At 60.4% G+C, this 24,743-nt stretch carries 16 protein-coding genes; 6 read left to right on the forward strand and 10 right to left on the reverse strand.

Going from position 1 to position 24,743, the window contains the following annotated elements:
• Nucleotides 1-236: 236 nt before the first annotated feature.
• Both HS101_06380 and HS101_06385 read left to right on the forward strand, forming a co-directional pair.
• Nucleotides 237-3,326, forward strand: coding sequence for a thrombospondin type 3 repeat-containing protein (locus HS101_06380; protein ID MBE7505898.1), 3,090 nt, complete (start codon nt 237-239; stop codon nt 3,324-3,326).
• A gap of 52 nt (nt 3,327-3,378) precedes the next feature.
• Complete coding sequence (locus HS101_06385) at nt 3,379-3,927, forward strand: hypothetical protein (GenBank protein ID MBE7505899.1); 549 nt, start codon at nt 3,379-3,381, stop codon at nt 3,925-3,927.
• Nucleotides 3,928-3,998: 71 nt separating this feature from the next.
• On the opposite strand, the gene HS101_06390 is transcribed toward HS101_06385, so the two are convergent.
• Complete coding sequence (locus HS101_06390) at nt 3,999-5,174, reverse strand: class I SAM-dependent RNA methyltransferase (protein MBE7505900.1); 1,176 nt, start codon at nt 5,172-5,174, stop codon at nt 3,999-4,001.
• Nucleotides 5,175-5,549: 375 nt separating this feature from the next.
• Between HS101_06390 and HS101_06395 the strand changes: the two genes are divergently transcribed.
• On the forward strand, nt 5,550-7,895 hold the full coding sequence (locus tag HS101_06395; GenBank protein ID MBE7505901.1) for a choice-of-anchor B family protein: 2,346 nt from the start codon (nt 5,550-5,552) through the stop codon (nt 7,893-7,895).
• A 23-nt stretch (nt 7,896-7,918) separates the two neighbouring features.
• On the opposite strand, the gene HS101_06400 is transcribed toward HS101_06395, so the two are convergent.
• The 7 genes from HS101_06400 to HS101_06430 all read right to left on the reverse strand — a co-directional run bounded on the left by HS101_06400 (nt 7,919) and on the right by HS101_06430 (nt 16,715).
• Nucleotides 7,919-9,442, reverse strand: coding sequence for an amino acid adenylation domain-containing protein (locus HS101_06400; protein ID MBE7505902.1), 1,524 nt, complete (start codon nt 9,440-9,442; stop codon nt 7,919-7,921).
• 31 nt (nt 9,443-9,473) lie between these two features.
• Nucleotides 9,474-9,731: a hypothetical protein gene (locus HS101_06405; GenBank protein ID MBE7505903.1), complete on the reverse strand. Its 258-nt coding sequence runs from the start codon at nt 9,729-9,731 to the stop codon at nt 9,474-9,476.
• A 123-nt stretch (nt 9,732-9,854) separates the two neighbouring features.
• Nucleotides 9,855-11,843, reverse strand: coding sequence for a CSLREA domain-containing protein (locus tag HS101_06410; protein MBE7505904.1), 1,989 nt, complete (start codon nt 11,841-11,843; stop codon nt 9,855-9,857).
• Nucleotides 11,844-12,068: 225 nt separating this feature from the next.
• Nucleotides 12,069-14,597, reverse strand: coding sequence for an ATP-dependent Clp protease ATP-binding subunit (locus HS101_06415; protein MBE7505905.1), 2,529 nt, complete (start codon nt 14,595-14,597; stop codon nt 12,069-12,071).
• Nucleotides 14,598-14,877: 280 nt separating this feature from the next.
• Nucleotides 14,878-15,465 carry a hypothetical protein gene (locus HS101_06420; protein MBE7505906.1) on the reverse strand — a complete coding sequence of 196 codons (588 nt, stop codon included), beginning with the start codon at nt 15,463-15,465 and terminating at the stop codon, nt 14,878-14,880.
• Nucleotides 15,466-15,759: 294 nt separating this feature from the next.
• Nucleotides 15,760-16,263, reverse strand: a complete 504-nt coding sequence (locus HS101_06425) for a hypothetical protein (GenBank protein ID MBE7505907.1) — start codon at nt 16,261-16,263, stop codon at nt 15,760-15,762.
• 41 nt (nt 16,264-16,304) lie between these two features.
• Nucleotides 16,305-16,715, reverse strand: a complete 411-nt coding sequence (locus HS101_06430; GenBank protein ID MBE7505908.1) for a hypothetical protein — start codon at nt 16,713-16,715, stop codon at nt 16,305-16,307.
• Nucleotides 16,716-16,833: 118 nt separating this feature from the next.
• On the opposite strand from HS101_06430, the gene HS101_06435 reads away from it, so the two are divergent.
• Nucleotides 16,834-17,235 carry an acyl-CoA thioesterase gene (locus HS101_06435; protein MBE7505909.1) on the forward strand — a complete coding sequence of 134 codons (402 nt, stop codon included), beginning with the start codon at nt 16,834-16,836 and terminating at the stop codon, nt 17,233-17,235.
• A 19-nt stretch (nt 17,236-17,254) separates the two neighbouring features.
• Here the strand turns inward: HS101_06435 and HS101_06440 are convergent, their stop codons facing one another.
• Both HS101_06440 and HS101_06445 read right to left on the reverse strand, forming a co-directional pair.
• Complete coding sequence (locus HS101_06440; protein ID MBE7505910.1) at nt 17,255-19,357, reverse strand: hypothetical protein; 2,103 nt, start codon at nt 19,355-19,357, stop codon at nt 17,255-17,257.
• Between the two features lie 204 nt (nt 19,358-19,561).
• On the reverse strand, nt 19,562-21,931 hold the full coding sequence (locus tag HS101_06445) for a hypothetical protein (GenBank protein ID MBE7505911.1): 2,370 nt from the start codon (nt 21,929-21,931) through the stop codon (nt 19,562-19,564).
• Between the two features lie 335 nt (nt 21,932-22,266).
• Between HS101_06445 and rplU the strand changes: the two genes are divergently transcribed.
• Together rplU and HS101_06455 are read left to right on the forward strand one after the other, a co-directional pair.
• Complete coding sequence (rplU, locus tag HS101_06450) at nt 22,267-22,581, forward strand: 50S ribosomal protein L21 (protein MBE7505912.1); 315 nt, start codon at nt 22,267-22,269, stop codon at nt 22,579-22,581.
• A gap of 18 nt (nt 22,582-22,599) precedes the next feature.
• Nucleotides 22,600-23,997: a hypothetical protein gene (locus tag HS101_06455; protein MBE7505913.1), complete on the forward strand. Its 1,398-nt coding sequence runs from the start codon at nt 22,600-22,602 to the stop codon at nt 23,995-23,997.
• Nucleotides 23,998-24,743 lie beyond the last annotated feature (746 nt).

A 24,743-nucleotide genomic window follows, 5' to 3' on the forward strand; every position in this document is an offset into this window, starting at 1 on the left:
GGATCTTGCGTCTCACATTCTGTCTGGTCGTTGCCCATGGAGCTTCCAAGGCGGCTGCTCAATGCGCATACGATTGGAAGCCAGGAGATGCGTTGCCCGGCGTTCAAGGGTCAGTTTGTGCCATTACCAATTGGGACCCGGACGGACCCGGTTCAGAACCTCCACTACTCGTAGTTGGCGGACTGTTTTCAAACGCCGGGGGGCATCCGGCATCCAACATCGCGACGTGGGATGGAGTGGAATGGCAGGCTTTTGAGCCCGGCTTCGACGGCGTCGTTTACTCGCTCATCGTGCATAACGGCGAGCTTTATGCAGGGGGCGATTTTACGTCGGCCGGCGGCCTCACAGTGATCGGAGTCGCGAGGTGGGACGGTTCGGCTTGGCGCGAAGTCGGTGTTGGCTTCCTGAACGGCAGGGTACGTGCCCTGGCAGTTTTCAACGGCGACCTGATTGCCGCCGGTTATTTCACGAATTTTCCTTTTGTGTCTCTAAATGGAATCGGGCGATGGGATGGAACCAATTGGCACGGACTTGGATTGGGGTTGCGTGGGCAGTCCGCAACCTACGCGCACGCACTTACGGTTCAAGACGACAATCTCATCGTCGGGGGTAGTTTTTCGCAGGCAGGATCAGTCTCAGCGAACAACATCGCCCGTTGGGACGGGGCGACGTGGCATAATCTGGGAACCGGCGTTAATTCGACGGTCAATGCGCTAACGATCCATAAGAACGAGATCATTGCGGCGGGGACGTTTACCCAGGCCGGTGGAATGGCAGCCAACCGGATCGCAAAATGGAGTGGAGTCGAGTGGCAGTCGCTGGGCAGCGGATTCGATCAATCTGCACTTGCTCTAAGTTCCCATGGAAATCGATTGTATGCCGGAGGCCCATTCACGACTGCCGGCGGTGTGGCAGCTTCAGCGATTGCTGAGTGGGATGGATCATCATGGATTCCACTGGGTGAAGGACTAAGCGGTGACACGTCACAAGCCGTTTGCGCTTTGTATTCCAGGGATGACCAGCTTTGGGCCGGTGGATATTTCATCAATGCCGGCGGAATGGAGTCCAGAAGCATTGCACGATGGAGCGACGACCAATGGCACGCTACATCGTCGAGCTTCAATGGAAGCGTACTCGACGTGCTCTATCATGAGAATTCAATCATTGTTGCCGGCACGTTCACTCGCATCGGAGGCATCGAAGTCGGGGGCGTGGCAAGGTGGGATGGTGCAAATTGGCAGCCCATGGGATCACCTCAATACGACGCCGTCAACGATTTGAGGCTCTTTAATAATGAGTTTTATCTGGCAGGAGATCGACTCAATCAAAACGGTTATCCGCTGGGATCCGTCTCAGTCTGGGACGGAACCAACTGGCAGAGCGTCGGCGGCCAGTTTGACGGAACCGTGTCGGCTCTGGATGAATTCGGTGGAGCACTTGTCGCCGCGGGACGTTTTTTGTCAGTAGACGGGACGCCCGCATCAAGAGTTGCGTACTGGACCGGATCGGCCTGGCAACAACTGGGCAATGGACTGGACGGCTGGATCAACTCGCTTGGGCACTATGGGGGTAAGCTCGTCGCAGGTGGAGGCATTCCGCATCCGACCGATCCATTTTGTTCCCTTCTTGCTGAGTGGAACGGACAAGTTTGGAGAAAGTTTTCCCAGCAGCAATGGCTGGGTGGTGAGGTCAATTCGATTCAGACCGTAGGCGATTCTCTTTTTGCGATCGGGCCATTCAAACTAGCGGCCCACGTTGAGGTAAATGGAATTGCTCGGTGGAATGGCTCAAGTTGGAGCGATTTGGATGGAGGCTGCCCATTCGGAGTGATTTCTGACTTGACGGCATACAACGAGCAATTGATTGTTTCGGGACAATTCGATTACATCGGGAACGAATTTGCCAACAATGTCGCGGGGTGGAACGGAACATCATGGTTTCCGTTAGGGGAAGGCGTCAACGGCCCCACGATATCGGTCAATCAGGCGGGCCATCAATTAATTGCATCCGGCAACTTTTCAATGGCGGGGAGCCATCCCTCCTATCGGCTAGCCTCCTGGGGCCCGGTCAACTGCGATTGCAATAACAACGGGATCAACGATTTTGATGAGCCCGGATTCGGCGACTGCAATGTCAACGGGTCACCGGATGTCTGCGACCTGGATTGTGATCTGAACGGAGTCCCCGATGACTGCGAACTCGGCGACGATTGCAATGATTCGGGCGTTCCCGACAGTTGTGAACTTGAGGGAAATGACTGTAACTCCAACGCGATACCCGATGACTGCGAATTGGGGCCGAACGACTGCGATTCGAACGGCGTGCCTGATGAATGCGACATCGCAATGACTGATTGCAACCAGAATGGATTGGTCGATCGGTGCGAATTGGCGGGTAACGATTGCAATGCGAATCAAGTACCCGACGACTGTGAATCGGACGTCGATTTGGATGGTGTTATTGATGCTTGCGACAACTGTCCCATGAAGGCAAATCCTGATCAGGCCGATTTGGAGAGCGACGGATTCGGCGATGCGTGCGACAACTGCCGCCTATTCCCAAATCCAGGCCAGGAGAACAGGGACGGTGACTCCGCAGGTGATGTGTGCGATCCCTGTCCCGATGACCCATTGAAGGTGGATCCCGGTCTCTGCGGATGCGATGTCCGCGACGACGCGAATGCCGACGGGGATTTCTACGCAGATTGCATCGATAACTGCCCGTTCATACCCAATGACGATCAGGAGGATTGCGACTTTGACTTCGTCGGCGATATTTGCGAGCGGGATTGCAACTTCAACTCGATCCCCGACGACTGCGAATCCGTCACGATCGACTGCGACTGCAACTCGAACGGAGTCAACGACGACATCGAACTTGCGGGCCACGACTGCGACGGCAACAGCATGCTGGACGAATGCCAGATTTGTGGCGACTTTGACGTCGACCAGGATGTCGATGGCGCCGACTTCTCGACGTTTCTGCTGGCATATGCCGCCCAATCGACGGACATTAACTATTTACCATGCGCCGACTACGACACCGACGGTGCGATCACGCTGGTCGATTATCAAAGCTGGCTTGCCTGCTACCGCGCGTGGGTCGGCAGCAGCATCGCCGCTCCGCCCATCCCGGCGGACATCGGCGACATGAACGCCGACGGATTTATCAATGGACTTGACGTTCAGCCCTTCGTTGACACCGTTCTGTGGCCGTCAGGCGCGGGCCTGCGAAACCGGATCATCGCCGACATGGATGGCAGCGGAACGGTCACACCGGGCGATATCCCGCTTTTCGTCGAAGTGATGCTGAGCCCAGCGGAGTGATTCTGAATCAAGGATGCGACGTGATCCGAGAGGCTAAGGTAAGGAGCACAACATGAGGGGAGGATTCATCACGTTCACTGCGTTGGCGATGATCGGCGTCTGGGCAGGCGACTTGCGCGCCAGCATCTGCCCGACCGATGTCTGTGTCCGCATGGAGCTTGACGAACAGATCATTGTCGAAGGCGGCTACTTCTCCGTGAACATCGTCGCCGACATCAACGTTCCCGTTGTCGGTTGGGGAATCGATCTTAGGCTTACTCCGGAATCGGCGATCGCACTGGCCGGCTTGCCGAGTATCGGTTCAGCGTGGGTACCATCCCCCTCGGCTGACGGCGACGGACTCGCTGCCCTGGCCTTTCCGAATGCCATCACGGGCAATGATATTCTGTTGGCTACGGTAGACCTGCAGGCGATCTCCATCGGGGATGCTGAACTGAGCATCGAGACAACGATCGGAGACTTGACCGAAGGATTCGCACGCGATCCGATGGGTTTTGCATCGCTTAACGCCACGCCGGCGTACGTCACCGTCATTCCCGAGCCCGCCGCATTTGCCTTGCTTTGCTTCGCAGGGCTTTTGCTTCGCCCGCGCAAGATGTAATCGTTCGGCTCGCTGTGATGAGATTAGACCATTTACGGCACTAGCCCAGTTGGCGGGCGGGCGGTGGTTGGTTACTGGGTGTCGGGGGATTTTTCGCGCGTGCCGGCGTAGAGCTCGTACTTGAGCAATCGGCACTCGATCTTGGCATTCCAGAAGATCAGCTTGCGGCTGGTTCGCAGGCCGATGCGTTTGGCCAGTTCGCGATTTCCGGTGAAGATGCATCCGACGTAGCCCTGGCACTGCTTCTTGAGGAAATCGCCGATCCGCTTGTAGGTTCTTTCCAGCTCCGCCGAGTCGCCCATTCGCTGGCCGTATTCGGCGTTCATGATCACGACGCCGGGCGGCGGTGGGACGGGGGTATCGGCGAAATCGCAGACGTGAAACTCGATCAGGTGATCGACGCCGGCGGTCTTTGCATTCTGTTTTGCGGCGCTCACGGCCTCGGGGCTGATGTCGGAGGCGACGATCGGCGCGGGCTTTGCCTTGCGTCTCTGCTTGCCTGATTCGACGCGCAGGTCCTTCCACACTTTCTCGTCGAAACCTCGGATGTGCATCAGTCCGAAGTTCGATCGCAAGAGGCCCGGCGCGCGGTTGGCGGCGAGGAGGGCCGCTTCAATGGCGAGTGTTCCGCTGCCGCACATCGGATTCACGAAGGGGGTGCTGCCATCGTAGCCACTTGCGAGGACGACGCCGGCGGCGAGGGTCTCGGTCATCGGGGCTTTGAAGGGAATGCGCCGGTATCCGCGATCGGAAAGCTTGCCGCCGCTTGTGTTGAGGTAGATCCAGCAGTAGTCGTTTCGCCAATAGGTGTTGATGACGATGCCGTGGCGTTCGGGGCCACTGGACGGGCGCGCTCCGACCTGATCCTGCATGCGATCGACTACCGCGTCCTTGACGCGCTGATTGACATACATCCAGTTGTCGATGGAGGGGTGGTCGCCACGGGAATCGACGCAGATGTAGCCATCCGGCGGAATGATGTCTTCCCAGGCGATGGTCGAGGCGTGGGTGTAGAGGTCTTCGGGACCGGTGCAGGGGAACTCCTTGAGCAGGTAGAGCACCGAGATGGCGGTTCGCATGCGCAGGTTGAGGGCCATGCAGTCGCGCAAGGAACCGGTGAGCTCGACGCTGGTCTCGTGGACGGCGGTCGGGGCGTGGCCCAGGTCGTTTAGTTCCGCCTCGACGTAGGGGGCGAGGCCGGGGGCAGTGGTGATGCGCAGGTCGTTCTTTGTGTCCAGTTGAAGCATGATTCTTCCGGGGTTGCCGGGGATATTGCCGGCTACGCGGGTCAGAGTGTAAGCGATCGAGCGGCGCGGCAGGCGCGAGGGCAGAGCGAAGTCGGCTGAGAATGGGAAACCCGGAAAAGACGAACAGTCGCCCGGGACGCACCGCCAGGCGATCGGCACCGTCCATGGACTGGCTGGAGATGCCTTGATAACCCAACTTTGCGGAAGGAACTGTAGGGTGAAGGCCTGACAAAACGAACGTTTGGGGCGTCATGGCCCAGTCGTTCAAGGGCGTTAAAAGGTGGTAATTGAGCCCAGAATCGAGTATAAATGCAGTAGCGAGCCGGCCCCGGAGTGGGCAAAGTTCCCCGATTTTCTTGTCGGTATGGAGATTCAATGACGAGTTCTCAACGTCTCACTTCGTCGTTATTGGTACTTGCAATCTGCTCAATCTGCTTAGCCCATCCGGACGATCCCAAGCTTCTCGATCGACAGGCTCCCTTTGTCGGGGCGAGCTATCGCCTTGGCGTGGATGGGCCGGCGGACCCTCGCGGCAGCGGCTTTGCGTCCAGCAATGTGACGCTTCATAGCTGGATCACCCTGTCGGATATTGCTGCTTTCTCGGGGACGACTGTTTCTTCCGGCAACGACTGCTGGGGCTACACGTCGCCTTCCGGCCGGGAGTATGCCCTGGTCGGGGTCAACTCGGGGCTGTGTTTCGTGGAGATCACCAATCCGGATAACGCCCAGATTATCTGGTTCATCCCCGGCCCAGATAGTTTGTGGCGCGACGTGAAGGTGTATCAGAACTACGCCTATGTGGTGTCCGAGGGCGGCAGCGGAATCCAGGTCATCAGCATGGCGAATATCGACCAAGTGACCAATCGCATATCGCTCGTCGGCACGGTCACGACCGGCGGCGGCGTGGCGACACATAACGTCGCCCTCAACACGGACAGCGGCTATCTGTACCGGTGCGGCGGCGGATCGAACGGGATTCGCATTTACAGCCTGGCGAATCCGGCGAGCCCGACGTATGTGACGTCCTGGTCGGACCGCTATGTGCACGATTGCCAGGTGGTGACGTACACGACGGGTCCGCTGGCGGGGCACGAGATTGCGTATCTCTGCTCGGGCAACAATGGCGGCGGGACGAATACGGGCCTGGACATTCTCGACGTGACGGACAAGAACAACATCGTCAATCTTTATCCGACGCGGATTACGTGGCCGAGCGCGGCGTATTCGCACCAGGTCTGGCTGTCACCCGATCTGAAGTACGCCTATATCAATGACGAACTGGACGAGACGGGCAGCACGCTGACGCGGACAATGGTGGTGGACGTGCAGTTCATGATTGACGAGAACGTCGCGGCCCCGTTTCTCGCGTCGACGTTTAACGGGACCAGCGTCGCGATCAATCACAATCTCTACACCAAGGACGACCTGATCTATGAAGCAAACTATCGCAGCGGACTTCGCGTCTTCTGCACGACGGCGGACCCGCTGAACCCTGAGGAGATCGCTTACTTCGACACCTATCCGGGCAGCGACTCGGCGAATTTCAACGGCGCGTGGAGCAATTATCCGTACTTCCCCAGCGGCAACGTCATCATCAGCGACCTGGAGCGTGGGCTCTTTGTCGTATCGGTACAGGTACCGGGCGAGAGTCTTTCGTTTGGATTTCCGCAGGGCAAGCCGTCGATCGTTTCGCCGGCGGAGGGCACGAGCTTTGCCGTTTCCGTCGGGGCGGGCGCCTGCACGGCGACGGATGTCCTGCCGGGCACGGAGATGCTGCACTACGACATCGGCAACGGACTGGTCACTGTGCCGTTGATTGAGAACGGCGGCGACTTCATCGCAACGATTCCTGCGAGCCCGTGCGGTGAATTCATCAGCTATTACTTCTCCGCACAGTCGGAGTCGGCTACCACCTATCTGGACCCGCCTGGCGCGCCGGGCGTGACCTATACGGCGCTCAGCGAACTTGGGGAGATCGCCGGTCCGGTGGACAATTTCCAGACGGATACGGGCTGGACGACGGCGGTCGTCGGGGCGACGTCGGGCGGCTGGCAGCGCGGCGTACCCATCGTGGACACCGGCTGGCCTTACTCACCGTTTTTTGACTCGGATGGCAGCGGTCAGTGCTATGTGACTCAAAACGGCTTCGGCAATACCGACGTGGACAACGGCGCGGTTCAGCTTATTTCTCCGCCGCTCGATATGTCGGGCGAGGATAATGCGATAACGTTTGACTATTACCTGTACCTGAGCGATTCGCAGACGACCGATCGATTGCTTGTTGAGGTCAACTCCAACAATGGCGTGGGTCCGTGGACGACGATCTTCACTGATTACTCCAGCGGCGGCCGCAACTGGCGAAACAAGAAGATTTACGCGACGGAGCTTGCCGCGGCGGGCGTGACGCTGACCTCGACGATGAAGCTGCGATTCACGGTCAATGACAGCACGCCGCAGGGTGTTGTAGAGGGCGGCATCGACGCGGTCGGCCTGTTCCATCTTGACTGCTTTGTGCCTGTCACGTGTACGAAGGGCGACGTGACCGACGATGGTTTTGTGAACGGCAACGACATTCAGCCGTTTGTCGACGTCCTCTTTGGAAGCGCGACGCTGGGGACGGTCGAGTTTTGTGCGGCGGACATGAATGACAGCGGCGACGTCGAGGCGACCAACGATCTGTCCATGATGGTGGACTGCCTCGTGAACGGCGTTTGCCCGTAAGACGCCCGTGGAATACTTTTAAGTCAGTGAGCCAATGCCTGAAGGTTCACCTTTTCTCGATCGGTGCGCGGCAGGGATGGGTAGAACTGCCAGACATCGGGGAGCATGTAGGACGGCAGCCGATCTCGGCAATGGGCGATGAGGTCTGACTCGGAGAGCGAGGCGCCTTCGCGCGGGGCGATGCAGGCCTTGATTCGATTGCCGAATACGGGGTCCGGCAGCGGAATGACCGCCGCCTCCTGCACCGACGAATGCGAAGCGAGGGCCGCTTCGATCTCGCCCGGCTCGATGCGATGCCCCCGGCACTTGATCATGCGATCCACCCGCCCGTCGAACATCAACTCGCCGTCCGGCCCGACGTGAACGCGATCGCCGGTGCGATAAGCCAGGCCGAGCCCGTCCGGGGCGGGAATGAGCCGCTGCGATGTCAGTTTCGCGTCACCATGATAGCCGGCGGTGACGGTCGGCCCGGCGACGAGCAACTCACCGCTTTGTGCCGCATCGCTTCCGACCGGATGTGGGATTCCCGACTCATCAATGCACCAGAGGCGCGTATCGGCGATGGCCCGGCCGATCGGCAACGGGCCTTCGACCGTCAAGTCTTCCGAAGCAACGCGGCGGCAGGTACAGGCATTTGTTTCGGTCGGGCCGTAGAGGTTTGCATACGTGGCGTGCGGGATTTCTTTCGCGATCGCCTGAAGAGCGGGCTTGGGCATGACTTCGCCGGCGAAGAGGACGAGCCGCAGGGCTGAGAGATCGTGTTCGGCGAGCTTGCCGCGAAGCTGCATCATGATCAGCGATGATGGAACGGAATACCACACGGTGATGCGCTCGGCGGCGATGAACTTCGCCATTTGATAGGGGAACATCTTGAGTCGCTCGGGAACGGGGATCATCAGCGCGCCTACGCGGACGGCGGCGAATATATCCAGGGTGGACAAGTCGAAGTTAAACGGGGCGTGGTTGGCGACGCGGTCTGTCTCGACCATGCCAAACTCGTCAACGACCCACTTTGAGAAGTGCAGGAGGCTTTCGGTGGTGATCTCGACGCCCTTGGGCCGGCCGGTTGAGCCGGATGTGAAGAGGATGTTGGCAATGTCGCGCTTCGGCGTCGCGGCACTGATCGTCGCCGGTTTGTGTTGAGTCGCTCTTGAGAGAGGGATGACTCCCTCGTCCGCACGCGAAGTGACCGCGGTCATGATGCGGTCGATGCCCAAGGGAGCGCTGGTGCCGACCCAGAGGGAGATGTCGGCATCTTCGCAGATCATCGCGCAGCGCTCGGCGGGCCAAGTGGGGTCGAGCGGCACGTAGGTCGCTCCGGTACGGATCAGGGCGAAGAGGGCGACGATGGCGTCGATCGACTTGATAAACGAAAAGGCCACGCGGCGACCGGGCCCTGCTCCCAGCTCGGCAAGCATCGAGGCCGTGCGATCGCTTCGATCGAGTAGCTGGCGGTAGTTGATTACATCGTCGCCGAATTTGACGGCGGGCCGATCGCCGAAACGGGAGGCGGTTTCCTGGAGCAGGTGATAGAGCGTGATTGACATGATTCGTCGCCGAGGGCGACCCCGCGGCTCATCACCCGTTGCGGTTGGTGATCCATTCGACGATCGACGCGACGGACCCGACTCGCTCGGGGGTGACTTCGTCGTCCGGAAGATTGATGCCGATGTCCTGTTCGATGAAGGTGAGGAGCTGCATCAGCCGCAGCGAGTCGAGTCCATTGGCATAGAGGTCGGCATCGTCGGCCGGCCAAGCGTTGGGGGGCGTTGGGATCAGAGTCTCAAAAAGGTATCTGCGAAGCTGATCTCGCGTTTTTTCTGCCGCGACGGCCATTGATTCATCCTCCGAGAAAGAGACAAGTTTAGAAAGATCAGGGGGTCGGGGTCAAATTGCCCGGAGAATAACGCGATAGGAGGAAAAAACCCGGCAAAATCGCCAACATGATGGGCGACGGGTCTATGGGCAGGCCGGGTTGGGATCGCCGATGCCGAGGGTCTTGTCCACGAAGAGCTGGCCGTCGATCGCAAGGTCCAATATGCCGTCGCCGTCCATGTCGGCGCAGTGACAGCCGGGTGCGATGATCGGCGCGGGGCCGGCCATCAGGCAGTTCACAAAGTTCTGGATGTCCAGCGCGTTGACGAAGTTATCGCCGTCCATGTCGCCGCGGCAGGTCGGGCACAGTGGAGGTAAACCCGGCGCCTCAATCGCGCCGACGTCGCATTCCGCGGTGCCGTTGCCATCGCCGTCGGTCGGCCGCGGGTTGGAACACTGATCATCCATGATGATGTTTCCCGCTAAGTCGAAACATGCTCCCCGATCGACGGCCGGGCTTGTCGGGGCAGGGAAGTGGGCTTGCAGATTGCCACAGGCGGTCAGTGTTGAGAGCTGTGTCGCGATGGGCGAGCCGATGGTGCCGAATTGATCGGACGCCGTCGGGATCATGCCTGTTCCGTCGACATTGATGTTGCGGCCGGCGGAATTGATCGGCGAGAGCGCCACGACGTTATTGCCGGGCAGCGAGGGTGCGCTGTCGATGATCGACCCCAGGACGTCCATGACGCTGACCGACCCGGACGTGTTTCCATTGAACAAACTGTCACCGGACGATGCCCGATTGGCGACGAATGTGCATGCGCTGAGCTCACATCGGGCGCTGAAATCGTTTTCGATGGCGCCGCCGAAACCCGACGGGGCGGAGTTTCCGCTGAAGGTGCAGTTCACCGCGCTGAACATGCCCAACGGGTTCTGGTTGTACAGGGCTCCGCCACCCGCGGCGTTGATGATCAGACCACCGGACCGGTTGCCGCTGAATTCGCAGTGAGAGGCCGTCGCGGTTCCGGCGTTGGCGATTGCCCCGCCCAGGTTGGTGGCTGTGTTGGCCCGCAGCGCCGTTGAATTGAGGACGAGGGTGCAGCCGAACTGGTTATTGATTGCCCCGCCGCCGTTGTCGGCCTGGTTGTCGGCAATATATGAGAATGACGTCGGCAGGAAGGACAGGGTGCCGCTGTTCTGATTGGCAAATGCCCCGCCGTTGCCGCCCCCGGTCGCCCGGTTGAGCGCGGCGATGAGGAAGTCGATGGTCGTGATGCCGGAATTGGCGATGCCGCCGCCCTGCGTCGCTTCGTTGAATTGAATGACCACGTCGGACATGATCGCCGTGGCGCCTCCGGCGATTCGCGCCGCGCCGCCGCGATTACCGGCGACGTTGTCTTCGCCGAAAATGCCGCCGTTGAACGTGGCCGGTCCGGAGAGGTACAAGCCGCCGCCGTCGTCACCGGCATCGTTGTTGCGCATTGTCAATGAGGACAAGAATTGAACTGTGACATCCCGGTCGGACCACAGTCCGCCGCCGTCCAGCGTGGCGGCGCAATCCTGAATCTCAAAATTCTGAAGTTCCAGTCGCATGCCCCCCTGCATCAAGACTCCGCCGCCGTTGCTGCCGGTCGCTCCGGAGGCATCGCCGTCGCGAATCGTCAAACCCGAGAGGCGTACGATCAAACCGCTCGGGGCGGTGCTGGGGATGTGAAAGATGCGATCGCGATTGGGCGGCAGGGGAAGTCCGGCGCAGGAGATAATGGTATTCCCGCCGCCATTTCCATTGATGTTGAGTTCGGTCAGCCCGGCGACGGGATTGATGTCAAGGTCGCCGACGAGGCATGCGTCATCGGCGCCGGCGCGGGTCAGGAAATGAAAACCGTTGACGGCAAAATGAATGTCAACAATACCCGAGACCTGATTCGCCTCCATGATGGCGGCCCGAAGCGAACACAATCCGTTCGCGTCGAGGCACAGGCCGTCGCCGGGATTCGTGTCGGTCGAATCGGCCAGGGTGTTGACGATGTAGGTGGATTGTGCAGCGGCGCGATCCGCCTGCCATGTCATTAACATCGCCGTCGATACGAGAAAGAGCCCGGAATAGCGGGAAACTGACGTAAAGAATTGCATGAATTCCTCCCTACCGATCCTGAATGTTTATTGTACCACAGGCGCCCCCCCGTCCTTGCATCGAGGAGACGCTATTTGCTGCCAATGGCAACGATCTAGAGGGGCAAGCGACGGAATCCCCCCCGTCCGGCGCAAAAAAAAGCCCCGCCGGCCAGTGCCGACGGGGCGTGAAATAGCGAATTCTTTCGCTTCAGTAACGATTGTCGCCGAAATCGGCGCCGGAGCTTACGTTCCCTCGCCAGCGCCGGCTCCCGCCAACTGCGGCTTGGCGTCGGCATCGGCAACGATTCCCTCGAAAGCGAGCTTCTTGTCGCCCTCGCCCTGGGCAAGGGTCACGATGATGCGGTTCTTGCCCTTGTAGGCGCCGCGAAGCAGGCTCTCGCTGAGCGGGTCTTCGAGATGCTGCTCGATCGCTCTGCGAAGGGGCCGGGCTCCGAACTTCTCATCGGTGCCCTTCTCCAGAAGGAATTCCTTCGCTTCGTCGTTGAGTTCCATCGACAGGCCGTGGTCGATCAGGCGCTTCTGCACTTTCTTGATTTCGAGTTCGACGATGTTGGTGAGGTCCTCGTGCTTGAGCTTATGGAAGACGACGACTTCATCGACTCGGTTGAGAAACTCGGGCCGGAAGTGGTTCTCAAGCTCGACCTTGAGCGTGTTCTTCATTTTCTCGTAGGTCATGTTCTCGTCACGCTTCTCGAAGCCGAACGAGGCCTGGTGGGTGATCTTGTCGGCGCCGATGTTGCTGGTCATGATGAGGACGACGTTTCGGAAGTCCACGTGCCGACCGAAGGAGTCCGTCAGACGGCCTTCTTCCATGATCTGCAGGAGCATGTTGAAGCAGTCGGGGTGGGCCTTCTCGATTTCGTCGAGCAGGACGACGGCATAGGGGCGGCGGCGAATGCGCTCGGTGAGCTGTCCGCCCTCCTCGTAGCCGACGTAGCCCGGAGGGGCGCCGATCAGGCGGCTGACGTTGTGCTTCTCCATGTACTCGGACATGTCGATGGTGAGCAGGGCCTCTTCGGCGCCGAACATGAACTCGGCGAGGCTCTTGGCCAATAGGGTCTTACCGACACCGGAGGGGCCGATGAAGATGAAGCTGCCCATGGGCCGGTTCGGATCCTTCAGGCCGCTGCGGCTGCGTCGGACGCTTCGCGCGACGGCGCTGATGGCCTCTTCCTGGCTGATGACGCGCTTGTGAAGCTCGGCTTCCAATTCGAGGAGGCGCTGAGCCTCTTCCTTCTCGAGGCGCGTGAGGGGGACGCCGGTCATCTTGCTGACGACCTCGGCGATGACTTCCTCGTCGACGACGCCGTCAATTTCGTTGCGATGCTCGTGCCAGTTCTTTTCGAGTTTTTCCTTCTCCGCGGCGATCTGGAGGGCCTTGTCGCGAAGATCGGCGGCTCGCTCGTAGTCGGCGTTCTTGACCGACTCGTCCTTTTCCATGGTCAGCTTCTTGATGTTGTCCTCAAGGGCCGTGAGCTCCTGGGGCTTGGTCATGGCCCGCAGACGCACGCGGGCGCCGGCCTCGTCGATCACGTCGATGGCCTTGTCCGGCATGACGCGGGAGGGGATGTAACGCATGGAGAGCTCGACCGCGGCGAGCAAACCCTCGTCGGTGATCTGAACGCGATGGTGCGCCTCGTAGCGATCGCGGAGGCCCTTGAGGATCTCCAGCGTCTCCTCGCGGGACGGCGGCTCGACCATGATCTGCTGGAAGCGGCGCTCCAGGGCGCCGTCCTTCTCGATGTACTTGCGATATTCGTCGAGGGTGGTGGCGCCGATGCACTGCAATTCGCCGCGCGACAGGGCGGGCTTAAGCACGTTCGACGCGTCGATCGCGCCTTCGGCGCCGCCGGCGCCGACCAGGGTGTGAAGCTCGTCGATGAAGAGAATGACGTTTCGGGCCCTGCGGACCTCGTTCATGACGGCCTTGATCCGCTCTTCAAACTGACCGCGGTACTTGGTTCCGGCGACCATCATGGCGAGGTCGAGGACGACGATCCGTTTCTCGGCGAGAATTTCGGGGACGTCATTGCTGACGACGCGCTGGGCCAGACCTTCGACGATGGCGGTCTTGCCGACGCCGGCTTCGCCGAGGAGGACGGGGTTGTTCTTGTAGCGGCGGCAGAGGACGACGAGCAGGCGCTCGATTTCGTCTTCGCGACCAATGACCGGGTCGAGCTTTCCGCTGCGGGCCATTTCCGTCAGGTCGCGGCCGAATGAATCCAATGCCGGGGTGCGCGACTTGCCGCCCTTGCGGCCGGACTGGGCCGAGCTGGGCTGGCCGCCGCCTTCGGGCTCACCCTCGTTCTCGACGCCGGCGCCGAGCAGATTCAGCACCTCTTCGCGAACTTCTTCGAGCTTGATGCCGATGTTCATCAGAACCTGGGCCGCGACGCCGTCCTGCTCACGCAGAAGGCCCAGCAGCAGATGCTCGGTTCCGACGTAGTTGTGGTTCAGATTGCGGGCCTCTTCGATGGCGAACTCGATGACCTTCTTGGCCCGCGGGGTCTGAGGCAACTTGCCCATGGTGACCATGTCGGGCCCGCTCTTGACGAGCCGCTCGACTTCCATGCGGACCTTGCGGAGGTCTATTTCAAGGTTTTTCAGGACGTTCGCGCCAACGCCGGACCCTTCCTTGACGAGACCGAGCAGGATGTGCTCAGTGCCGATGTATTCGTGGTTGAACCTCTGGGCCTCTTGATTGGCCAGGGCCATCACCTTTCGCGCTCGATCCGTAAATCGTTCAAACATGGGGTTGAATCCTCTCGTTCCGGCTTCCCTGCTTCATGCAGGGGCGGCGATGTCTGACCAAGGACTCCGGAACCGTCTGACGTTGCGACGCTTCTAATTGCCCTTCGACCACCCAACCGATCCGTCCGACGCCTTGATGAGGCACCGATTCCCGCGGACCGTCTTCCGCGCCAGCTTACCCGATTCTAGTCCGCCCGGTATGCCGCTGCAATGCGGGCTCTTACCGGACCGGGCCGGTCGGAGGCGGTTTCATCCAAGTGTATCGGTTGGAAAGCGGGGGCTATGCACTCGCAATCGTGCGCAAAGCGCGAGATCTGCGACCGAGAATAAGAAATAAGACAGGGGCAAGAAATGCGCCGGCCGGCTCCGGAATGACGGTGATTCGAAAATCGTGGGAGCCGGTGTTGTCGGCGAAGAACTGATCGAACATGCCTATATAGATGTAGCCGGCCGACCGTGCCGTGACCCACAGTGAGACGTCGTGATCGTCGGTCAGGCTGACGCGGTCCGAGGCGAAGAGCACGGTTTCGCCGATGAGGGGAATCGGCGCGGTCACGTAGTTTGAGACGACGCCTTGGTAGCTTCGCATGAGCTCGATGTTGTTGAGCGGCGAGATCAGTCCCATGTCGAAGTTGGACATCACGTAGTAGGGACCGCCCACGTGTATCTGACCGGTGCCCTGAATCTGAACCAGGTCGCCGATGCCCACCTGAATGCCGGTATTGAGCATGTGGGCTTTATTGTTGAAAGCGGCGTTGCGCGTACTGATATACGAGAAATCGAAAACGGTTCCTGCGTTCAATGCTTCATCACCGGCGAAGACGAAGCAGATTGCCGCGACGAGCATCCACGGCTTCAGAGCTTTCATGGCTGACCCCCATCCACGTTCGACTCACCGTCGGCGCAGCGCGATGGCGGGGCGCGTCGGCGAATTCTCAAAAAGCTGAGTGAACCCCCTCGAAAACTCGACCTGCGTCGGTCGGGCATCTTGCGCGGCAGGCGCCCGCGCGAGATGTCTGCACTGGATGGTATCTCACGTGGAGGCGGCGGGTAAAGGTCGACCCTGGGGATTTCGCGCGCACGGATTCGGACGCAGCGAACAACGAAAAAAACGGACTCGATTAGGGGACTTGATAATGAATCGACGGCCGGCGGTGAATCGTCAATCAGCGTCCTTCAGGGCCGCCATGGCCTCGGACTGAAATCTTCGTCCGTGATCCAATTTACAGACGCGCTGCCAGACGCGCCGCGCCTGGTCCCGATCGCCGATCTCGACGCAATACCGGGCCCAGAGGACGTTGGCCTCGACGTGTTCGTCATCGAGTTGAATCGCCTCGGTGAGGGTTTGGCCCGCGACCTCGATGTCGCCGCGTTCCATCGCCTCTCGCGAGCGGATCAGCATCAGGGCGAGGTCATCCTTGCGGCGTGAAAGCTGCCGCACCTGTCGATGGAGCATGGCCTGAGAGAGCAGCCAGGCGAAGGCGGCAATCCCGACTCCGGCTGCGCTGAGCCATGCCGGAATCGCCTCCGGGGCGATGAAGTAACCGGCGATCGCGGCATTCGCGCCCAATGCAAAAACAATTGAGAGAAGGAAGCCGACCCATTCGCGGCGCTGCAAGATGAGCCCGGCGCCCGGGACGAATAGATTCAGCAGCGAAGATAACACGGGTGCAAACCTCTGCCCCTGCGGAGTTGAGGTCGCGCGATTCAAGGCGTGGCCACGGCGCTGGGACTATCTTTCGGCGCCATAATCATGGGCTCGCTCAACTGCTTCCAGGTACCGAAGAGGACGGGTGCGACTGCGACGACGAACGCTCCGATGGTCATCCCTATCCAGGAGCGGCCCTGCCTGTTGTTCTTCGGCTGGCCCAGGCTGCGAAAGCCGAGGATGCCTCCGATCAGGCCGAGGACCACGGCCAGGGGTACCGCCGCCATGACAATCGGCTGTCGATACTGCGACAACCCCAGTTCGGAATTGTAGGGAATGACCATTTGCTCGGTATCAATGCCCTTGAAGACGACGACGACCAAGCCAAGTACGACGACCATGCCCGCCATCGCCGCCAGCATCGAAGCAGTCGCCTGCGTGTCATAGAGTCGGAAATTCGGCTTTTTCATGGTTTGTCGATCCTCACGGGTCGCCCTTTGGGGGCGCTGGTACTACCATTCGCGGCTCGAGCCGCCTGAGTGTAGCCTATCATAATCGGTCGTCGTCTCAACGCCACGGAGTTCCGATATGAGCCAGTCCACCCCCATGCCCCTCATTGAACCAGCGATTCGCGTCATGATGATGCCCCGGGATACCAACGCCCACGGGACGATCTTCGGCGGGGTGATCCTGAGCTATCTCGACCAGGCCGGGGCCAGCGAGGCCCGCAAGCTCGGCTGCACGCGTGTCGTTACCGTGGCCATGGACAAGATCGAGTTTCTTCATCCGGTCTTCGTGGGCGACGTGCTCAGCTTCCTTGCGGAAGTCGTGAAGGTCGGACGGACCAGTGTCCGAATCAGGGTGCGCGTCGAAGCGGAGCGATTCGATCCGCGGTGCGAGCGGGTTGAAGTGACTTCCGCGGAAATCGTCTATGTGGGCGTCGACGAGGACCGCAAGCCGATCCCCATTCAATCCAAATCGCCTTGTTAGTACGGCGTCACCGGTCGTCCTAGAACATGGGCGGCTGAGGCGGTCGCGGTGCTTCGATGCCGCCGGTGCTGTCAGGCGCATCGGCGTCAGAGACGCGCTCGAAGCCTGCCCGCGCTTCGACGGCCTTGGGATCGAACCACTCCGTCATCAGGAGGGCTCGGCGCTCGCTCAGCAGGCGGAAGTACGCCGAATTGCGAAGCGTGGTTTCGAACTTCTCCTGGTCGACCGGTTCGGTGCCGGCCAATTCCACGACGAAGTGCTTGCGAAGTTTCGGGATGGAGACCAGGCGGACAAGGGGGGCCGGCTCAAGGGCGGGCTGCGTCGTCGCGGCGGCGGTCCGCTCGGTCTCCGGAACATCCATCGCCGGTGGCGACCAGCTCGGCTCGGTCATTTCGTAACAGGCATCGACGAAAGCTTCCGAGAGTCCCACGCCGGTCACGCTGGGCGCCATAAGCGTGGGCTTTCCTTCCTTCATGGCTTCCATCATTTGTCCATCGGCGATTCTCGTTCGGCGGGCAAACGCGGGCGGCGTCGTCACGGCGATCAGCGGTGTACCCGACTTCAGATCGGGAAAGTAATCGAGGGTCTTCTCGACGCCCAATCGAGACGCGACGGCGTACAGCTCGCGGGCCACCGGTTCGGCCTTTGCAAAGCCACGCTGAATGCGGACATCGCGCTCCACCTGCTCCCGGACTTCGGAAACGTCGGCCGGGGCCTGCGAACTGTTCGTCGCCACGACACGGAAAACGATGTAACGGTCGGTCGCGTAACTCAGTTGTCCTCCGCTGAATTGCGGCGCCATGGCTGTGAACGGCGCTTCGCACGGCTGGAACAACTGAAGGCCGGTATCGGAACTGCGATCTTCGTCATGCTGATAGAAGGGCGTAACGTTGAAGGCGTAGTCAGAAAGCGTGACCGTTAGCTGTCCGGAAAGGAAGGCCCCGCGAAGGTCCTTGTAGGACATCAGGTCGTCCTTCGACAACCAATCGGTCTCCGCATAATCGACTGGAACGCCGAACTCGCCCATCATCCGATCGGCCACTTTCTTCATGGCATCGGGGGCGTCCGCACCGGCGGGAATCGGCTTAAGGCCGGTGGTCAAGTCTGTCTTTACGTCCTGCCAGGGTTTGGCCAGCAGGCTCTGTGCCTTTTTCATCGCCTGCTCGGCGAGCTGGGTGGCGTTGCGGCGGCGAAGTTCGCGCTCGACGTCGTCGCGGGCCTCGCTGAAGCTCTTCTCGACCTGCTTGGGCTGCGGGGCCGGCGGCTCGGCGGGCTGACTGGCGGCGTCGCCGGTCGGCTGGCTGGCCGGCGTTTCCGGCTCGACGTAGATCGTCTTGGTGAACTGAGCCTTGTTGGCTTTCCAGTAGGTCTTGATCGCGTCCATGCTGATCGTGACCTGAGGCGAGATTTTTGAGATGCTCGTCGAGATGTACTGCAGCTTCACGCGGTCGTCATACTTGTAACCGAATCCCGAATCGCTCTCCGACGCCTTTTGGTCCTTGTGGACGTCGAACATGGCCTGGACTTCGGCGTCGTTGATCGGCGCGTCGTTTTCCAGGTATCGTTCGGCGGGAACGGAAATGAACTTCACGCGAATCTTGTCTTCGGTCTCGGAGACGAAGTGCTTCACCTGTCCTTCCGAAGGCATGGCAGCGCCGGTAACGTGACTGGCATGCTTCTGAATCGCCATTTGTCGCCTAAGGGCCTGACGAATCGCCGGCGGTGTGATCCGCTGATTGACGCGAAGGTTTTCCAGGTACTCGGCCGGCAGAGACTTGAGGTCTCGTTCGATTTCCTGGTCCGACACTTCCACACCGGCGCGCTCGGCCTCGAGATAAAGCAGGTACCAATGTTCCAGCCGGGTCGCCTTGTTGCCGAATTGCCAGATTTGCGGATACGGCGACTGGACAGGGCTCAGGCGGTCGAGAACCTCAACATCCTGCCGGGCGAAACTCAATTCACCCTGCGTAATGTCCTTTCCAAATGCCGTGCCGAAGACCGACTTGGCCGGATCGGGAGCGAGGATTTCGACCAGGGCGGACCCGCCCACGAACGAGAGCATGGCCAGGAGCACGACGACGACCATGATCTGCTTAGTATGCGCTCGAAGCCACTTCATCATTGCGAGCTAACTCCTATGGGAGGAGATGAGTTATCGACAGAAACGCGAGCCCAATAGCTTAACGCACGCAGCGCAGGCGTGGCAAGCCGGGTGGGAATCGTGGAAATCATCGCAGTCGGGAGGCCAAGCGACGTGTCCGGCGGGCCTTTGGCCGCCGGGAGCGGACTTGGCTGCCATGGGACGGCGGTGGGCCTCGATGGCCGCTTATAGCCCCAAGGCCGTGACGAAGCTGGGGACGTCGGCGATGTCAACCATATTGAGGCCGTCGAAGTCGCCACAGGCGCAATTCCCGCCGGAGACGCCGGTCAGGAGGCAATCGACGAACGGCTGGACATCGAGGGCGTCGATGAAGGTGTCCTCGTTGAGGTCGCCGAGCAGATTACACGACGGCACGATGGAGATGATCCCGTTCGCACTGGTGATCGACTGACCGTCGGGATTGGTCACGGTGATGGATCGGGGACCGACGGCCGCGGCGACAGAGACGGTCAGATTCAGGGTGATTGTGGTGGGGTCGGTGAAGGTGACGCTATTGACCGTGACATCGCCTCCGCTGACCGATGTGGAGATGTGGTTGGGATAGCTGACATCGGGATCGAAGAAGCCGGAGCCGCTGACGACAGTTCCGGTGACGACGACATTCTCGTTTGAAGCACCGACCGGAAGCGTCGGCGGGAAGGCGGAGGTCGGGTCGGCCGGCGGGGGAGCGATGAGCTGAATGATGCGTGTGGCCCAACTGTTGGTGGCGTTGCAGTATTCCTGGGCTGTCCACAAAGTCATTCCGTCAACGGGATCGAGGCTGGTGGAAGAATAGTCTCCCCAGCGCTGAACGCCGCCTTCGGCGTTGTAATTAAAAGTCGTGCCCTCGGCGATGATCGACGTCTGAAGCGTACCGAGCGGGTCATCGTTGTGGCGACCGGCGACGGCAATCTCGGCGCGTCGCGCATCGCCGCCCACGGAGCAGCCCAGCGCGGCATGGCCCTGTTCGTTCATCGCAATTGAGGGAACCCAGTAACGATCGAAATTCGAGGCCGCGTCGTCGAAAACGGTGCCGGCCTGACGAACGACCGGAGATGTCGTGAGGTCCTCAATCTCATACCAGCGTGAGCCGATGCGATTGCCCGAACTGGTCGCCACGCCCGTCGCGGACACGCGGAAGCTGTGTGCGGTCCACAGGGTTCGCAAGCCGGTAAGCTGGTTATGGAAGATCGTGGCCACAAAGAGCCGATCGTCCAACGCATCGAGCGGTGCGGTGCTTCCAAGAACGGGCACCGCCGTCGGATTATTCGTGGTCGGCACGCCCCCCACGAAGATGTTTCCTGAGATCGACGGTTTTCCGCCCGGATCGGAAACGCGCCGCATGACGAGTTGGTTCAAGAAGCTATTGCTGGGACCGATGAAATACCCCTCGGTCGCCGAAGGGTCGTCATTCTGCACGCCGCGCGGGGCGAACGGGCCCTGGCCGAAGCCGTTGGCGATCCGGCGGAAGGCGCTTACGACGATGGGCCCGCCGCTGAGAACCGAACTCTTGCGAACGACCCATGCGCTGGTGCCGGCGAAGCCCGGTGCGAACATGTTGGCCCCAATATAGAGGGCGTTATTGTCAACGCCGAGGCTGGGATAGTCGGCGAAGGCGCCGGTGTCAGCATTGGGGGTGGCGCCGACGAGATCCTGCTGGAAGAAATAGAAGGTGAAGCTGGATAGCGTGGTGATAATCGAGGTGTTGCTGACGGCGATCACGATGCGATTCGGCGTGGAACCGGTAATGGCAATGACGAACCAGCGATTCGTCAGTCGATCGTAGCGAACCCACGGATCAGCGACGATGGAGCCGCCGCGAACACTGTTGAAGAAAGTGTTGAGACTGGTGCTGAGTCCATCGGCGACGCCTGTCTTCGTAAAGACCTTGATTCGGCCGTTGGCGATGGCGACGATCTGCGTCAGTCCCACGTCGGCATTGGTATCCGGCGGAACGTACCCCGACTGATTACTGGGCACGCCAATGAATTCGACGCCGGTGGTCTGCGGAATACGCGGGGTGACGCCCTGTCGATCGGGGGATTCGCCGGCTTCATTGCTGGTTTCCTCCAGTTGCCGGGGAGGCCACTGCGAAACGGCGGGGCTGTCGGAGGCGGGATCGAGGTGTCGTCTCCAGGGCGTTTCGTGCTCCTCAAGGGCGATGAAATCCTCCGAGGTGAAGCGCGGCTGGGGGGACGCGTTGTCGCGGATCATAATCTCTTCGACGGTCTCGGTGATGCCTGGCTCTCCGATCCAGAGTTCGCCGGGGCGATAGAAGTTCGGATCGGCATTGGCGGCCTCGAGGGCGGCGATCTCTTCGGGCGACTGAACATACTGAGGCACGGCGTCGGCCGGCTGCTTGCCGGTTTCATCGAGCAACTCGCCGCCGCGCGGGAAGGCGAGGCGGAGTTCGCCGGCATTCAGTTGACCGTCGCCGTTGGCATGGGTCGCGACTTGCGGCTGGACGGCAGGTCCGGTCGCGTCGGAATGAGAGCACGCGGGAACCAGTAGAAGTAATGCGAAAAAGACGCCCTTGGAAATGATTCGCCAAGCCATGAATGCTCCCCGTGTGGGAGGGGTGTAATCCGAGGTCTGACTCGCAATTAATGGGAACCCACGATCAGAAGCTCGGAAATTCAGAAGTGACGGCGGGAGAGATCCCCGGTGGAGGTTGCGCTAGAACCTCGATATCGCCCACCCCTGTCTTCCAGTCCTCCATGGTACCCATATTCGTGGCTCAGACCAAGATTTCGAGCGTGCCATCGCGCGCGAAACGGGGCATTTTGAGCCGCAAAACGCTGCTCTTGCGGGCTTGGTGGGCCTGTGCAATAATGTCGGGCTTTCCAGAATTGGGTCACGGCACAAGCCGAACGACAGCGGAGCCTTTTGTCATGTATGCCATTATCGAAGACGGCGGCAAGCAGTATCGCGTCCAGAAGGGCGATACCCTCCATATTGAAACTCGAGAGCTGCCGGAGTCGGCCAAGACCATTGAATTCGCCAACGTGCTGATGCTCGGCGACGGCGAGAAGAGCAAGATCGGCGCTCCGCTGATCTCCGGGGCGAAAGTGGTTGCCTCGATTGTGAATGAAATGCGCGGCCCGAAGGTGGACATCATCAAGTTCCGCCGACGCAAGGGCTACCGCCGCAAGCAGGGCCACCGCCAGGACTACATCAAGGTGACGGTCGATTCGATCAGCGGCTGATCGAATCCCAGGCGGCCCATGCCGCTCTCGGCAATAGACGTCGCAGCTTCGTTTTTACCTGCTTTGTTTTTGGGGCAGATGATCAACAAGGCCAAAAGTCTTCTGCCCATCGCGCTGGTCGGCCTCATCGTCATCACGGCAGCCGGGTGGGGTCCCGCGTCTGATTCATCTTCATCGAAGCCCGAGATGGGTGACTCCGACCAGGTGTCGCTGGAGTTCTCCTGCAAGGCCAACGAAAAGCTGTACTACGTTATCGAGCAGGAGTTCCGCGAGTATGGCGGCGTGCCTCCGCTACTGTCTTATTCCACAACCATCAAGGACCGGCGGACGATTGAGCAGCGGGTCATGGCGCGCTCGACGCAGTCGACCGATGTGCCGAACAGTACCGACCGCCGGATTACCGTTGTCTGGCAGTGCGATCGGTACGAGGCGACCGAGCAGGGGATGCGCGACACGCTGTCGTATGACTCGGTGCGGCACACCTATCCGCCGAGCACGCTGTGGGAACTCGGCGGCATCGACGGCTCCAAGTCGAGCTTCTTTTTTAATCCCGCGACCGGCAAGGCAGATATCCTCAACATCACGCCGGGCAAGACCGCCGGCGAGGCTAATCGCCGGCCGCTGACGAAGATCGGCTCGAAGTGCCAACTGACGAAGGAGAACTTCGCCGAGATGATCGACATCATGGGGGCCTACTGGATGCCGATGAAGCCGGTGAAGGTGGGCGAGACCTGGTCGCGGACGATCACGGAGAATATGAAAACCTTCGGCACGGTGGAGACGGTCCTTCGCTGCACGCTGGGCGATGTGACGAAGCGCAATGGCCGACGAATCGCGGTGGTGGAGATTGATGCCGACGCGAAATTGATCCCGCAATCGCAGCCGGCGTCGAATCGCACGGCGCCCGGGCGAGCCACGACGTCGCCTGCCGCCCCCCTTTCATCAAACGGTGCAAATGCGACGACACAAGCCAACGATCCGACGACCTCACAGCCGGCGAATCGGCCGGGACAGACTCCGGCGAAACCGCAGCGCGAGTTTCACATCGACAAGTTCACGCACAAGGGCAGGGTGGAGTTCGACCTGGACCGCGGCGAACTGGCGACGATGACCTTGCAGCGCGAGCTGGCCTTTGTGGCCAAGGTGGAATCGGAGAAGTCCGGCCCGATGGAGCTGCACTCCGGCTCGGCGCACATCATCAAGATCAAGAGCGGCCGCACGCCGCCGCCCAAGCCGATCATCGTCGGCGGTCCCAAGCCGCCGGACGAACCGGAAGAGCCGGAGCCCAAGCAGACGCCTTCAGCGCGGCGCAGAACGGCGCCGATCCCGACGTCACGGCCGACACACGTCCGCCCACCGCAGATCAACCCGCCCGCGACGCAGCCGAGCGCGCCGACGACGCAGGCGGTGAAGTAAGCAGCGGTCATCTCGACTCGCACTGTACGAGGAATCGTCTAGTCCATGGACGTGATTCTGATTCTGTACCTTGTCCTTCTTGTTGCCATCTCAAGTAACGCAGGTGTGCGATCCGGGAAGGAACCTGAGTCGCTGCGATCAACCGCGGCACAGCTGGCCTTGAAGACTGCCGCCGCTGTTGGAATGGTTTCAGCCTGCCTCACGATCATTGTGTACCTCTATGCGTACTATGTAATCTCGTCTGGGAGCGTAACCATTGAGCCACCGGCGCCTCTGATACCGGTTCTCGGTTGGGCAGTGCTACTGGGATTAGAAACCGGCGCTTCGGGAGGAGTCTTAGCCGGGCTGACTGCGATGACGGCGCAGCGAATCACGATCTGGCGAATGGGCGATCGGGTAAGAAGCGGTCATTGCTCCGGCTGCGGGTATGATGTGACGGGGAACGAAAGCGGCATCTGCCCGGAGTGCGGATCTCGGTTAGGAGTTCGTCCACTCGATGCTACATGATGCTCCGCGGTCTGCGTTGCCATCGGTACTGACAGGTAACTTCTTGTTGACAATCTGGAACCGGGGACCCGACCAGGGCAGGCGCAAGTTGTTTACTTCGAATTGTGCCGGTGATACACTTTAGGTCGGCGCCGGAGGAGGAAAGTCGTTGGACGTGGGTCCAGGGAGGCTAGCTTGCGTCACACCCTGATACGTATTCTGGTTCGGTAGGTCGGGCAGATTTTGAAGGGCAGGGGGTA

This window comes from Planctomycetia bacterium, from assembly GCA_015075745.1.
Taxonomy (GTDB): domain Bacteria; phylum Planctomycetota; class Phycisphaerae; order UBA1845; family UTPLA1; genus UTPLA1.